General features: G+C 69.7%; 12 protein-coding genes. 5 read left to right on the top strand and 7 right to left on the bottom strand.

Going from position 1 to position 14149, the window contains the following annotated elements; all coding sequences use genetic code 11:
• Nucleotides 1–215 precede the first annotated feature (215 nt).
• Nucleotides 216–1241, bottom strand: a complete 1026-nt coding sequence (locus CES90_RS32795; protein WP_189780498.1) for a LacI family DNA-binding transcriptional regulator — start codon at nt 1239–1241, stop codon at nt 216–218.
• Entirely contained in the window at nt 1238–3640 is a 2403-nt protein-coding gene (locus CES90_RS32800; protein WP_189780497.1) for a glycoside hydrolase family 2 protein, read from the bottom strand. Before CES90_RS32800 ends, CES90_RS32795 begins: the two co-directional genes overlap by 4 nt.
• A 158-nt stretch (nt 3641–3798) precedes the next feature.
• Here CES90_RS32800 and CES90_RS32805 point away from each other — a divergent pair, with 158 nt between their 5' ends.
• From CES90_RS32805 to CES90_RS32815, 3 genes are read left to right on the top strand one after another with little or no spacing between them, the layout of a single operon-like run.
• Nucleotides 3799–5139, top strand: coding sequence for an ABC transporter substrate-binding protein (locus CES90_RS32805; protein WP_189780496.1), 1341 nt, complete (start codon nt 3799–3801; stop codon nt 5137–5139).
• Nucleotides 5139–6083, top strand: coding sequence for a carbohydrate ABC transporter permease (locus CES90_RS32810; RefSeq protein ID WP_189780495.1), 945 nt, complete (start codon nt 5139–5141; stop codon nt 6081–6083). Before CES90_RS32805 ends, CES90_RS32810 begins: the two co-directional genes overlap by 1 nt.
• Complete coding sequence (locus CES90_RS32815) at nt 6080–6934, top strand: carbohydrate ABC transporter permease (RefSeq protein ID WP_189780494.1); 855 nt, start codon at nt 6080–6082, stop codon at nt 6932–6934. Before CES90_RS32810 ends, CES90_RS32815 begins: the two co-directional genes overlap by 4 nt.
• Before the next feature lie 16 nt (nt 6935–6950).
• Here the strand turns inward: CES90_RS32815 and CES90_RS32820 are convergent, their stop codons facing one another.
• The 3 genes from CES90_RS32820 to CES90_RS32830 all read right to left on the bottom strand — a co-directional run bounded on the left by CES90_RS32820 (nt 6951) and on the right by CES90_RS32830 (nt 9975).
• Nucleotides 6951–8246, bottom strand: coding sequence for an HRDC domain-containing protein (locus CES90_RS32820; RefSeq protein WP_189780493.1), 1296 nt, complete (start codon nt 8244–8246; stop codon nt 6951–6953).
• A gap of 132 nt (nt 8247–8378) precedes the next feature.
• The gene (locus tag CES90_RS32825) at nt 8379–9038 is read right to left on the bottom strand and encodes a helix-turn-helix transcriptional regulator (protein ID WP_033529424.1); all 660 of its coding nucleotides are present in this window, start codon (nt 9036–9038) and stop codon (nt 8379–8381) included.
• Nucleotides 9039–9345: 307 nt separating this feature from the next.
• Nucleotides 9346–9975 (bottom strand): DUF3000 domain-containing protein, encoded by a 630-nt coding sequence (locus tag CES90_RS32830; protein ID WP_189780707.1) that lies wholly within the window; start codon nt 9973–9975, stop codon nt 9346–9348.
• A gap of 238 nt (nt 9976–10213) precedes the next feature.
• Here CES90_RS32830 and hemE point away from each other — a divergent pair, with 238 nt between their 5' ends.
• Together hemE and CES90_RS32840 are read left to right on the top strand one after the other, a co-directional pair.
• Nucleotides 10214–11281 carry a uroporphyrinogen decarboxylase gene (gene hemE, locus CES90_RS32835; RefSeq protein WP_189780492.1) on the top strand — a complete coding sequence of 356 codons (1068 nt, stop codon included), beginning with the start codon at nt 10214–10216 and terminating at the stop codon, nt 11279–11281.
• Nucleotides 11282–11341: 60 nt separating this feature from the next.
• Nucleotides 11342–11680 (top strand): hypothetical protein, encoded by a 339-nt coding sequence (locus CES90_RS32840; protein WP_189780491.1) that lies wholly within the window; start codon nt 11342–11344, stop codon nt 11678–11680.
• On the opposite strand, the gene CES90_RS32845 is transcribed toward CES90_RS32840, so the two are convergent.
• Both CES90_RS32845 and CES90_RS32850 read right to left on the bottom strand, forming a co-directional pair.
• Nucleotides 11681–13090, bottom strand: coding sequence for an FAD-dependent oxidoreductase (locus tag CES90_RS32845; protein ID WP_189780490.1), 1410 nt, complete (start codon nt 13088–13090; stop codon nt 11681–11683). It lies immediately after the preceding gene.
• 41 nt (nt 13091–13131) lie between these two features.
• A complete protein-coding gene (locus tag CES90_RS32850; RefSeq protein WP_189780489.1) occupies nt 13132–14070 on the bottom strand; it encodes a DUF4349 domain-containing protein in 939 nt (312 codons plus the stop codon).
• Nucleotides 14071–14149: the final 79 nt, after the last annotated feature.

The following is a 14149-nucleotide window of genomic DNA, read 5'->3' on the forward strand; positions in this document are numbered from 1 at the left end:
GATGGCTCTCCTCCAAGGGGTGCGGGATCTGCACGATGCGCTGAGCGCTCGCTCAGGCCCATGCTACTTACGAGTAACAGTGCTGCACACCCCTGGGCGGGGGAGCGGCGAAGGTCACATGGGATTGACGTGTTACCGCCGGTTACATGCACCTACCCTAAGGGCGTGGGTAACTGCGCGACCAGCCCCGACACACCCGCAGCCCCCTGTGGCGATCAAGGGGCAGGCGCTGTGGACCCCCGAGGAACCAGCACAGGCGTAGCCACCGGATGCGACTCCCCGTCCCCGGCGATCACCCCGAACAACGTCCGCGCGACCTCCGCCCCGAACCCGTGCACGTCATGACTCATCGCGGACAACGTCGGCCGCGTCAGCCGACAGAGCTGTGAATCGTCCCAAGCCAACAACGACACATCCTCCGGCGCCCGCAACCCCATCTCGCCCGCCACCGACAGCCCCGCCACAGCCATGATGTCGTTGTCGTACAAAATCGCCGTAGGCCGATCCGCCCCGGTCAACAGCGACCGCGTCGCCCGAGCCCCCGCCTCCCCCGAGAAATCGGTCGCCACCTGCCAAGCCCCGGCCAGCCCCAGTGCCCTGGCCGCCTCGTCGAACGCCGCCGTACGGATGGCCGTGTGCCCCAACGCCGCCGCACCCCCCACCCGGGCGATCCGCCGATGCCCGAGCGCCGCCAGATACCGCACGGCCTCCGTCACGGCGGTGGCGTCATCCGTCCACACCGACGTGAGCCCCCCGGTCAGCGACGGATGCCCGACGGCCACCACCGGCATCCCCAGCCGCTCCACGGTCCCCACCCGGGGATCATCCGCGCGGAAGTCGACGAGGATCGACCCACTCACCTGCCGCCCCCGCCACCACGCGTCCTGAAGCCCCACCTCCTCGTCCAGATTGCGCACCAGTCGCAGCAGCAGCGAACAGGACCGCTCGGTCAGCACGCTCTCCACCCCGGAGATGAACTCCATGTAGAACGGCTCAAGCCCCAGCAGCTTCGCGGGCCGGCAGATCGCCAGCCCGACCACATCCACCCGCTGACTCGACAGCGACCGCGCCGCCAGATTCGGCGCCCACCCGAGTTCTCGTGCCGCCGCGAAGATCCGGTCCCGCGTGGCGTCGGACAGCCCCGGCTTACGGTTGAACGCGAGGGACACCGCACCCTTGGACACCCCGGCACGGGCGGCGACGTCCTTGATGGTCACGCGCGGAGTCGGCGGCGTGCTCATCGCCCCGGCTCCACGCAATACAGCGCCTCTCGCACGGCAGCCACGTCAGGAACGCCCTCCCATCCGCGTACCCCGATGGTGACCCGCTCCCCGGGCAACAACGTGACCAGCCCGGTGTCGGCCCGAGCCGCCGACGCCAGCCGGTCCGCCTGCAACAGCAGATCCCGTACGACGGTCCGGGCGGTCACGATCACCGTCCCCGGACCGACCTCGACGTCGAACTCCGGCCGTACATAAGGCACGTCACGATCCGGCGCCGGAAAGTGCAGCGCCCGCACCCCGTCCGCGTCGGCGACCAGGAACTCCTTCGCCCCGACGGGCTCCAGCTCACGCGGCACCCGCACCTCGGCGACCGTACGGGCACCGGCGGTGACCCTCACGTCCGAGGCCGAGGCGATCACGTCCCCCTCCACGGACATCCGCCGCAGCCGCACCTCCGCCGCCCACGCGTCCCGTGCCTGATTGACGACCGCCAACGCCAATACCCCGCCCCGCACCTGAAGCGTCAGCAACCGGTCCGCGTACACCCGCCGCAGCTCATGCCAGAGCGGCTTCTCCCGCCCGTCCCCGTCGATCGCCGCCCATGACGTCACCGGCCAGCAGTCGTTGAGCTGCCACACGACCGTGCCCGCGCACACGGGCCACAGCGACCGCCAGTACTCGATCCCTGTGGCGACGGCCCGCGCCTGGTTGACCTGCATCAGATAGTGCCAGCGGTCGAAGTCGCCCTCGGGCACGGCGAAATGCCGCGCGAGCCCCCGCTGCAGCTTCCCGTTCCCGTCATCGGCCTTCTGGTGGTGCAGCATCCCGGGCGAGTCGGCCGACAACTCGCCTTCGCCCAGCGCCCGCCGCAGCGTCGCGTACGCCGGCGGTGCCTGCCATCCGAACTCGGCGACGAACCGCGGCACGTTCGCCCGGTACTCGGCGTAGTCCTCCCGGTTCCACACCTCCCAGGAGTGGTGGGTGCCGTGCGCCGGATCGTTGGGGTGCCGCTCCCACGACCCCGACCACGGGCTGCCCGCCGTGTACGGCCGCGTCGGGTCCAACTCGGCGACGACACGCGGCAGTACGCCCAGGTAGTACCCCTCGCCCCACGATTCCCCGGCGAGCCGCTCCTCCCACTCCCAGTCCCGGAACCCCCACAGGTTCTCGTTGTTGCCGTTCCACAGCACCAGCGAGGGATGCGGCATCAGCCGTACGACGTTCTCCCGCGCCTCGGCCTCCACCTCGCCCCGCAGCGGCTGCTCCTCCGGATAGGCCGCGCACGCGAACGGGAAGTCCTGCCAGACCAGCAGCCCCAGCTCGTCACAGGCGTCGTAGAAGTCCTCGCTCTCGTAGATCCCGCCACCCCAGACGCGCACCAGATCCACTCCGGCGTCGGCCGCCTGCCGCAGCCGCTCACGGTACCGCTCACGCGTGATCCGGGACGGGAAGACGTCGTCCGGGATCCAGTTCACCCCGCGTGCGAACAGCCGCTCGCCGTTGACGACGAAGGTGAACCCGGTGCCGTGCTCATCGGTACGCCGGTCCAGCTCCACGGTCCGGAACCCGATCCGCCGCCGCCACACATCCAGCGACTCGCCCCGGCATTCGTCGTACAGGGTCAACTCGACCTCGTACAATGGCTGTTCGCCGTATCCGCGCGGCCACCACAGCTCCACGTCGGGCACGTCGAGCCGCACGACCCCGCTCGCGCCCTCGACCTCGGCGACCGCCCGGACGCCGTCGCCGCCCACCCGGGCCTCCAGCCGCAGCCCCGCCTCGACGGCCGCCCGCTCCACGTCGACGAGCAGCTCCACCCGCCCCGTCGTACCGTCGACCGTCACCACCGGCCGTACGCGGGCGATACGCGCGGTCGACCAGCGCTCCAGCCGAACGGGCCGCCAGATACCGGCGGTCACGAGCGTCGGCCCCCAGTCCCAGCCGAAGGAGCAGGCCATCTTGCGGATGAACTGGAAGGGCTCGGGATAGGCGCCCGGCCGGTCCCCGAGCCGCTCACGCACCGCCTCGGCCTCGGCGTACGCGGAGGCGAAGCGCACCGAGAGCCGGCCGCTCATCCCGGTGATGTCGAAGCGGTACGAGCGGTGCATGTTCCGTACGGAGCCCAGGAGCCGGCCGTCGAGCCGGATCTCGGCGGCGGTGTCGAGCCCGTCGAAGACCAGGTCGGTCTGGTCGTGGCCGACCGTCCCGGAGCCGGACAGCCCGATCTCGTACGTCCACTCCCGGCGCCCCACCCACGCCACCTCGGTCTCGTTCCGCCCGAGGAAGGGGTCCGGGATCAGCCCCGCCGCCAGCAGATCGGTGTGGACGCACCCGGGCACCGAGGCGGACAGCGCACGTCCGGAGCCATCGGGGTGTCGCAGGATCCAGCCGTCGGTGAGCGGTGTGGCCTCCAGCATGCGCACTCCTAAACCGGTCCAGTCCTTGAGTCGGCAGTATTGCGAAATCTTTCGACAGCCTTGGCGAAATAGCGACTTTACCGGTTCAGTGGCGGCTGCCAGAGTGCCGAACCAGCCAACCCACTCGTGCTCGTCCGTCCCGAACGGAGCTGGTGCACATGAACCACCGAAGGAACCGAAGGAACCGAAGGACACTCGCACGCACCGGAACACTCCTCGCCGCCGTACTCCTCGCCGCGGGCTGCACAGGCAGCGGAGGAAGTTCGAAGGGCGCCGACGCCAAGGCGGCCGACGACCCGTCACAGGTGTCCGGAACCATCACGGTCCTCACCCACCGGACGGACCTGGTGCAGGACGGCACGATGAAGAAGTACGCGGATGCGTTCAGCAAGACCTATCCGAAGGTGAAGGTGAAGTTCGACGCGATCACGGACTACGAGGAAGAAGTCAAGATCCGTATGAACACGGAGAACTACGGCGACGTCCTCATGATCCCGAACGTCATCAATAAGAACGACTATCCCAGGTTCTTCGCCTCGCTGGGCACCCAGGAGGAGCTCAGCAAGAAGTACCGCTTCACCGGCTTCACCACGGTCGACGGCAAGGTCTACGGCCAGAGCCCGATGGGCGCGACCCCCGGCTTCCTCTACAACAAGCGGATCTGGGCCGAGGCCGGCGTCACCGAGTGGCCCACCACCCCGGAGGAGTTCCTCACCGCGCTGAAGGCCATCAAGTCCAAGACCGACGCCGTCCCGTACTACACCAACTTCGCGGCCCAGTGGCCGCTGACCCAGTGGACGTACGTCAACGGCTCGGTCAGCTGCGACACCGGGGCCACCGCCGCGCTGGCCGAGGGCAATCCGTGGGCCGAGGACGGCGAACTGCGCGTCGGTGACCGGCTGTTGTACGACATCGTGAACCAGGGCCTGATCGAGAAGGACCCGACGACCACCAACTGGGAGGGTTCCAAGCCCCAGTTGGCGAAGGGCGAGATCGCCACGGCCTGGCTCGGCAGCTGGGCGGTCATCCAGTTCCGGCAGGCGGCGGAGAAGGCCGGCGCCGACCCCGACGACATCGGGTTCATGCCGTTCCCCGCCCGCGTCGACGGCAAGGCCTGCGCGACCGCCACCCCCGACTACAACCAGGCCGTCAGCATCCACTCCGAGCACAAGGAGGCGGCCCGCGCCTGGATCGACTGGTTCACCGAGAAGTCGGGCTACGCCGAGGACAACCTCTCGATCGCGACCCTCAGTGATGCCCCACTGCCCGAGGCCCTCAAGCCGTACGAGGAGCAGGGCGTCGAGCTCATCGAACTCGACGACACCAAGGGCGGAGCGGTCAAGGACATCGACAGAGCCTCGGAGGTCGGCATCTACGCGCCCGAGTACCGCCAGGACCTCGTCGACCTCGCCCGCGGCGCCAAGGACGGCGACGTGGACGACTTCCTCGACGACCTCGGCAAGCGCTGGACAGAGGCCCAGAAGACCGTGGGGTCCTGATGCCCCAGACGACTGAGAAGGTGGCGCGGCCTCCGGTGGTCGCGCCACCGTCTCCCCGGACGCGCGCCCCTCGCCGGGTGCGCCTCTGGGGGAAAGCCACCCCCTGGCTCTTCCTGGCCGCCCCGCTCGCTCTCCTGATCGTCTTCACGTACGCGCCGGTCGCCAACATGCTGGCGTACAGCTTCACCGACTGGGACGGCGTCAGCCCCGAGCTGGACTACACGGGCGCCGACAACTACGTCGAGATCTTCACCCGTCCCGAACTGTTCCGGGTCTTCTTCGTCAGCGCCTACTACCTGGCCGCTTCCGCCGTCCAGATCGCCGCCGCCCTCTACTTCGCGACGATCCTCAGCTTCAACATCCGTTTCCGGAACTTCTTCAAGGGCGTCCTGTTCTTCCCGTACCTGATCAACGGCGTCGCGATCGGCTTCGCCTTCCTCTACTTCTTCCAGGACGGCGGCACCCTCGACTCGGTCCTCGCCCTCTTCGGATACGAGTCCGACCACGCCTGGCTCTCCACCTCCACCTCGGCGAACATCTCCCTGGCCGGCGTCTCCGTCTGGCGCTACATGGGCCTGAACTTCGTCCTGTTCCTGGGCGCGATCCAGTCGATCCCGGGGGAGTTGTACGAGGCCGCGGAGCTCGACGGCGCGAACCGCTGGCACCAGTTCCGCCACATCATCGCCCCCGGCATCAGGCCGGTCCTGAGCCTGAGCGTGATCCTCTCGATCTCCGGCTCCCTCTCGGTCTTCGAGATCCCGTACATCATGACCGGCGGCGCCACCGGCACCGAGACCTTCGTGATCCAGACCGTCGACCTGGCCTTCCGCTTCAACAAGACGGGCCTCGCCTCGGCCGCCGCGGTCGTCCTCCTGCTGATCATCCTCGCGGTGACCTGGGTGCAGCGCCGCCTCGTACCGGACGACAAGGTGGACCTCACATGACGCTCGCGCTCTCCACACCGGTCGTACGCCGCCAAGTCGCCCGGACGCTCACGTATCTGTCCCTGGTGCTGGCGTCCGCGGTCGTCCTGCTGCCCCTCCTGGCGGTCCTGCTGACCTCGCTCAAGACCGAACGGCAGATGGCGGACGACAGCGGCGCACTCACGCTGCCGGACAATCTCCTGAACTTCGAGAACTACGTGACGGCGTTCCAGGACGGCGAGATGCTCGCCGCCTTCGGCAACACGGCCTTCATCCTCTTCTTCGCCATCACCGGAACGGTCCTCATCGGCTCGATGGCCGCCTACGCCATCGACCGCTTCACGTTCCGCTTCCGCAAGCTGGTCGTGGCACTCTTCCTGATCGCCACCCTCGTCCCGGGTGTCACCACCCAGGTGGCGACCTTCCAGATCGTCGACAGCTTCGGCATGTTCGACACGCTGTGGGCCCCGATTGCCCTCTACATGGGCACCGACATCGTCTCGATCTACATCTTCCTGCAGTTCGTACGGTCGATCCCGATCTCCCTCGACGAGTCCGCCCGCCTCGACGGAGCCAACGCCTTCACGATCTACCGAAAGATCGTCCTACCGCTCCTGAAACCCGCGGTCGCCACGGTCGTCATCGTGAAGGGGATCACCGTCTACAACGACTTCTACATCCCCTTCCTCTACATGCCCTCCGACGACCGCGGCGTGATCTCCACATCCCTCTTCCGCTTCAAGGGCCCCTTCGGCGCCCACTGGGAAACGATCTCGGCAGGAGCCGTCCTGGTGATCCTGCCGACCCTGATCGTGTTCCTGGCCCTGCAGAGGTTCATCTACAACGGCTTCACGAGGGGAGCGACGAAGTAGCGCTCATCCCTGGCGGTCAGGCATTCTTCGCCACCACCGTCAGCGCCCCCACCAGCACCGGCGTGACCAGCTCCACCTGCCAGGCCCGCGCCCCGTACCCGACCAGCGCCTTGGACACCGCCTCGGCGTCGATCGTGCCCGGCGGCTCCCAGCAGACCCGCCGCACGGTGTCCGGAGTGATCAGGTTCTCCTGAGGCATGTTGAGCTGCTCGGCCAGTGCACTCACCCCGGCCCGAGCCGCCGACAGTCGGGCCGCGGCGGCCGGATCCTTGTCGGCCCAGGCCTTCGGCGGCGGAGGGCCCGCCACGGGCTGCCCATGCGCCGGCAACGCGGAGTCGGACAACGCCTTCGCCCGGTCCACCGCGGCCTGCCACTGCTCCAGCTGCCGCCGCCCCATCCGATGCCCGAACCCGTTCAACGCGGCCAGCGCGTGCACGTTGCCCGGCAGCGCCAGCGCCGCCTCCACGATCGCCGCGTCGCTGAGCACCTTGCCCGGCGACACGTCCCGCCGCTGCGCGATCCGGTCCCGCGCCTCCCACAGCTCCCGTACGACGGCCATCTGCCGCCGACGCCGTACCTTGTGCATGCCGGACGTACGACGCCAGGGATCCTTGCGCGGCTCGGCGGGCGGCGCGGCCGCGATCGCGTCGAACTCCTGCCGGGCCCATTCGAGCTTGCCCTGCCGGTCCAGCTCCTTCTCCAAGGCGTCGCGCAGATCGACGAGGAGCTCCACATCGAGGGCGGCGTAGCGCAGCCACGGCTCGGGCAGGGGGCGGGTCGACCAGTCGACGGCGGAGTGGCCCTTCTCCAGGACGTAGCCGAGGACGCTCTCGACCATCGCGCCGAGGCCGACGCGGGGGAAACCGGCGAGCCGTCCGGCCAGCTCGGTGTCGAAGAGCCGGGTCGGGACCATGTCTATCTCGCGCAGACAGGGCAGGTCCTGGGTGGCGGCGTGGAGCACCCACTCCGCCCCGGACAGCGCCTCACCGAGACCGGAGAGGTCGGGGCAGGCGACGGGGTCGATGAGCGCGGTGCCCGCGCCCTCGCGGCGCAGCTGCACGAGATAGGCGCGCTGGCCGTAGCGGTATCCGGACGCGCGTTCGGCGTCCACGGCGACGGGGCCGGAGCCGGCGGCGAAGGCGGCGATCACCTCGGCGAGCGAGGACTCATCGGCGATCACGGGCGGAATGCCGTCTCGGGGCTCCAGCAAAGGGATCGGCGCCCCCGCTTCAGAAGATCCGCCATCGTCCGGAGGGGCGCCTCCGGTGGTTCGCAGGGTGCTGTCTGCTGCGGTCTCTTGGGCGTCGGTCACCTGTCAAGGGTATCCGTGTATGGACATGGCCCGCCGACGGAACGTTCCGTCGACGGGCCTGCAGGGGTCGTAAACCAGTCATGTATCACACGTGTCAGTGAATATTCCCGGCGTACCGTAAGGAGCCGGACATCAATGGATGATTCCGGTGCGCAGGGCCACCGCCACCATTCCGGCCCGGTCGCCGGTGCCGAGCTTGCGGGCGATGCGGGCGAGGTGGCTCTTGACGGTGAGCGCGGACAGGCCCATCGAGACGCCGATCGCCTTGTTCGACTGCCCTTCCGCGACCAGGCGCAGCACCTCGACCTCGCGGCCCGACAGCTCCCGGTAGCCGCCCGGGTGGCTCGGGGCACCCGGGGGGCGGCGGTGCATACGGGCGGCGGAGCCGATGGGGGCGGCGCCGGGGCGGGTGGGCAGTCCGATGTTGGTGCGGGTGCCGGTCACGACGTACCCCTTCACACCGCCCGCGAGGGCGTTGCGTACGGCACCGATGTCGTCGGCGGCGGAGAGGGCGAGGCCGTTGGGCCACCCCGCCGCGCGGGTCTCCGAGAGAAGGGTCAGGCCGGAGCCGTCCGGCAGGTGGACGTCCGCGACGCAGATGTCGCGGGGGTTGCCGACGCGGGGACGCGCCTCCGCGATGGACGAGGCCTCGATGACGTCGCGTACACCGAGAGCCCACAGGTGACGGGTGACGGTCGACCGAACGCGCGGATCGGCCACCACCACCATCGCGGTCGGCTTGTTCGGACGGTAGGCGACCAGGCTTGCGGGCTGCTCGAGGAGAACGGACACCAGGCCTCCTGGGTGCGGGACATGGGGGGCGGTTTCAAGGTCACAGAGATCTTCGGCATCAAACCCATGCTCCTTTAGAGAATGATCACGATTTAGTGAGTAACAATACGGGCAATTCGGACACGCCTTCGATCATTCGAAGATCGAACGGTGTCGCTTCGCGTCGATACGCGGCCGAAAGTGGCCGTATCGACAAAGAGATGGTTTCGTTCGGCGTGGCGGCTCACCCGGCGTGGCGGCACACACGAAGAAGGGCCGTGCTCATGGAGCACGGTCCGAAGGTGAGGCGGAATCCCGGAGGGGGATCTCAGCGCGGCTGCGGGCCCCGCCGCTGCGGCAGCGTCACCACCGCGGCGTCCCCCGGGTCGGCAGCCGGCGGCAGCCCCGCGATCTGGGCGAGCAGGTCGCACCAGGACGCGAGATGCGCGGCGGTGTCGGGAACGCCGCCCAGGACCTCCCGGGGCGTCCAGGACGCCCGGATCTCGATCTGGGAGGCGGCCGGGCGCGTGGACAGACCGCCGAAATAGTGCGAGCTCGCTCGCGTCACCGTGCCGCTCGGTTCGCCGTACGACAGGCCGCGGGACTCCAGCGCGCCGGTCAGCCAGGACCAGCAGACCTCGGGGAGCAGCGGATCCGCGGCCATCTCGGGCTCCAACTCGGCCCGGATCAGGGTCACCAGCCGGAACGAGCCCTGCCAGGCGTCGTGGCCCGCAGGGTCGTACAGCAGGACGAGACGGCCGTCGGCCAGATCCTCGTCGCCCTCGACGACCGCGGCCTCCAGCGCGTACGAGTACGGGGCGAGCCGCTGGGGCGGCCTGGTCGGGTCGATCTCGATCTCCGGCCGCAGCCGTGTGGCCCTCAGCGCGTCGACGGCGGAGCGGAACGGCAACGGCGCCGTCTCCACCGCATCGCGCTCCCCCTCCTTCGCGTCGTCCATCCCGCCAGCGCCGTCCGACAGTCGTCCCTGAGCCGCAGCCATGCCGGAACATTAAGGGGAACGGGGCCTCGGCGCAGGGCAAGACACCCGTGCGCTGGGTCACTGTCGGATCGCGCTCAGCGAACGGGGGCCGGGCCGCCCACCGGGAGCGGTGGCTGAAAGCATAGGGTCCCCGGTCGTCTCCGCTTGTCCACAGCCCCGGACCTCGCTGTCAAGCGGGCGTGCGAGACTTTGCCTCGTGAGTGCCAACGCCAGCCCCTCGGGCCACCAGCCGACCGCCACGTACAACTCAGCCTTCCTCAAGGCGTGCAGGCGCGAGCCCGTGCCGCACACACCCGTGTGGTTCATGCGGCAGGCCGGGCGGTCGCTGCCGGAGTACCTGAAGGTGCGCGAAGGCATCCCGATGCTCGAGTCGTGCATGCGGCCCGAGCTGGTCACGGAGATCACCCTCCAGCCGGTCCGCCGGCACCAGGTGGACGCGGCGATCTACTTCAGCGACATCGTGGTCCCGCTGAAGGCCATCGGCATCGACCTCGACATCAAGCCCGGCGTCGGCCCGGTCGTCGAGCACCCGATCCGCACCCGCGCCGACCTCGCCCGGCTGCGCGACCTGACCCCCGAGGACGTCTCCTACGTCACCCAGGCGATCACGCTGCTCACCGCCGAGCTCGGCGAGACCCCGCTGATCGGCTTCGCCGGCGCCCCCTTCACGCTCGCCAGCTACCTCGTCGAGGGCGGCCCGTCCCGCACGTACGAGAACGCCAAGGCGATGATGTACGGCGACCCCGAGCTCTGGGCCGACCTGCTCGACCGCCTCGCCGAGATCACGGCCGCCTTCCTGAAGGTGCAGATCGAGGCGGGCGCCAGCGCCGTCCAGCTGTTCGACTCCTGGGCCGGAGCGCTCGCTCCCGCGGACTACCGCCGCTCGGTGCTGCCCGCCTCCGCCAAGGTCTTCGACGCCGTCGCCGGGTACGGCGTCCCGCGCATCCACTTCGGCGTCGGCACCGGCGAGTTGCTGGGCCTCATGGGCGAGGCCGGCGCGGACGTCGTCGGCGTCGACTGGCGCGTCCCGCTCGACGAGGCCGCCCGCCGCGTCGGCCCCGGCAAGGCCCTCCAGGGCAACCTCGACCCGACCGTCCTGTTCGCCGGCACGGAGGCCGTCGAGGCCAAGACCCGCGAGGTGCTGGACTCGGCAGCCGGCCTGGAGGGCCACGTCTTCAACCTCGGCCACGGAGTCCTGCCGTCCACGAACCCGGACGCGCTGACCCGCCTCGTGGAGTACGTCCACACACAGACCGCGCGCTGAACGCGGGCGCCTGGGCGTGCGTATGACTCCTCAACCGCGGATCTACGTGAGGAACAGGCGATGAACGACCGAGTGATGCCTCCGATGCACGCCACGCCCGACGGTGAGGCTGAGATCGCCCTGGTGGTGAGGCTGCCCTGGGAAGACGTTGCCGCGCTCGGCCAGGAGGCCGGGCGACTCGCCGCGCGGATGCAGCGGCCGGTGACCCTTGATGAGGCGGTCAGTCATCGGTTGCGGTCCGTGCGGGCGGCTGCCGCGCATGCCAAGCCGGCGCAGGCCACGGGGGCGCCCGCGGTGACTTCGGCGTCGGCGTCGGTGTCCTCGTTGCCGCCGCGGCCTCCGGCGGATCAGGCGATGCAGGCCATTGATCGGATCAGTGGGAATTCCTCGGCCGTTTAGTCAGACGCTCGAACGGATCGCCGCCACCGCCTTTCTCGCCGCCACCAGGATGGGGTCCCAGACCGGGGAGAACGGTGGGGCGTAACCGAGGTCCAGGCTCGTCATCTGTTCGACTGTCATGCCCGCTGTCAGGGCGACGGCCGCGATGTCGACCCGCTTGCCCGCGCCCTCCCTGCCCACGATCTGGACGCCCAGGAGGCGGCCCGTGCGCCGCTCGGCGAGCATCTTGACCGTCATGGGGGCGGAGCCGGGGTAATAGCCGGCGCGGCTTGTCGACTCGATGGTGACCGTTTCGAACTGGAGGCCCACCCTGCGCGCGTCCTTCTCTCGCAGGCCCGTGCGGGCGATCTCCAGGTCGCAGACCTTGCTGACGGCGGTGCCGACGACACCGGGGAAGGTGGCGTAACCGCCGCCGACGTTGGCGCCGATGATCTGGCCGTGTTTGTTGGCGTGGGTGCCGAGGGGGATGTGGCGTTCGCGGCCGGAGACCAGGTCGAGGACCTCCACGCAGTCGCCGCCGGCCCAGATGTTCTCGTGGCCGCGCACCCGCATGGAGAGGTCGGTGAGCAGGCCGCCGCGGTCGCCCAGCGGCAGGCCCGCCGCCTTCGCCAGTTCCGTCTCCGGGCGTACGCCGATGCCCAGGACCACCACGTCCGCCGGGTACTCGGCGTCCGCCGTGACGACCGCGCCGACCCGGCCGTCGTCGCCGGTGCGGAAGCCGGTGACCTCGGAGTCGTTGACCATGATGATGCCGAGGCCCTCCATGGCCTTGTGCACCAGGCGACCCATGTCCGGGTCGAGCGTGGACATGGGCTCCTTGCCGCGGTTGACGACCGTGACCTCGTACCCGCGGTTGATCAGCGCCTCGGCCATCTCCACACCGATGTAGCCCGCGCCGACGACCACCGCGCGGCGGCCCTCGGTGGCGGACAGTGAGTCGAGGAGGGCCTGGCCGTCGTCCAGGGTCTGCACGCCGTGCACACCGGGCGCGTCCACGCCGGACAGGGACGGGCGGATCGGGCGGGCGCCGGTCGCGATCACGAGTTTGTCGTACGAGGTCCAGGACTCCACGCCGGAATCGACGTCCCGCGCGCGTACGCGCGCACCCTCGACATCGATCTCCACGACCTCCGTACGCATCCGGAGATCGATGTCGCGGGCCCGGTGCTCCTCGGGCGAGCGGGCGATGAGCCGGTCCCGCTCGGGGACGTCGCCGCCGACCCAGTACGGAATCCCGCACGCGGAGTAGGAGGAGAAGTGGCCGCGCTCGAACGCCACGATCTCCAACTCGTCAGGGCCCCGTAGCCGTCGCGCCTGTGACGCGGCAGACATGCCCGCCGCGTCACCGCCGATGACGACCAGGCGTTCCTTCGAACGATCAGAAGGGCGATCTGTACGGCTCATGTTCATGGGAACACGCTACGAGGGCCCCGCATTTCAGTCCTGTCGGCTCAACTCTCCTCACTCTCGCTCTCGTCCGGCGTCGCCGCTGCCGGGCGCGGCCGACGCGTGCGGGTGAGGCGGAACCACAGCAGCAGGACGAGGGCCGTGGCCACGGCGAAGGGGAACACCGCGGCGAGGGCCATGGCCAGCCAGCGGAACACGGCGACAAACGCGTTCCAGCCGCCCGCCAGCGCGTCCACGAAGCCGGGGTCGTCGTCCTTGTCCGACTTCTTCACCGCCGTCTCGGACAGGGACAGCGTGATGGTGGCGAGGCTCGTGCGGTCCTTCAGGGACTCCTGCTGGGCCAGCAGCGCCTCCAGGTCCGCCTGACGCGTGCTCAACTCGCCCTCCAGGGTGACCACATCGCTCAGCTTGGTCGCCCGGTCCATCAGCTCGCGGATACGGGCCACGCTGGCCTGCTGCGTCTTGATACGGCTCTCCACGTCGACGACCTGCTCCGTGACGTCCTCGGCCTTGGTCTTGCGCTCGATCAGCTTGCCGGTGCCCTCCAGTTCGCCGAGGACCTCCTCGTACTTCTCGGTGGGCACGCGCAGGACGACACGGGTGCGTTCGCGATCCTTGCCGTCGCGGGTCGTCGACTCGTCGGCGACGAAGCCGCCGGCGTTCTCGGCGACGGTGCGGGCCTCGTCCAGGGCCTTCGGTACGTCCTTGACCCGCACGGTCAGCGAGGCGGTGCGGATGATGTGGCTCGGGGCGACCTTGATCGGCGCGTCGGCGGCCTCACCGCTGCTCTGGGCGCTGCCGCTGTCGCCGTTCAGGGCGCCCTCCTGCCGGCCGGACATGTCCGCCTTGCTGTCGGAGGCCGTTGTGCCACCCGAGCTGTCGCCATTGGCGCCACAGCCGGTGAGCGCCAGGGCGGCGGCGAGGAACAGGGCGGCCAGGGCCCCAGCGGGCCGCCGGGAACGTCGTGCGTGTGTTTCGGCCATTGCGGCGTACCCCCGAGGGTCGTGACAGGCTTGTTCGCCTTGCTGACGGTCCTTCGACGCCTGAGCCGGCCGGAACGTT

Origin of the sequence: Streptomyces capitiformicae, assembly GCF_002214185.1 — a bacterium.
Classification (GTDB): Bacteria; Actinomycetota; Actinomycetes; order Streptomycetales; family Streptomycetaceae; genus Streptomyces; species Streptomyces capitiformicae.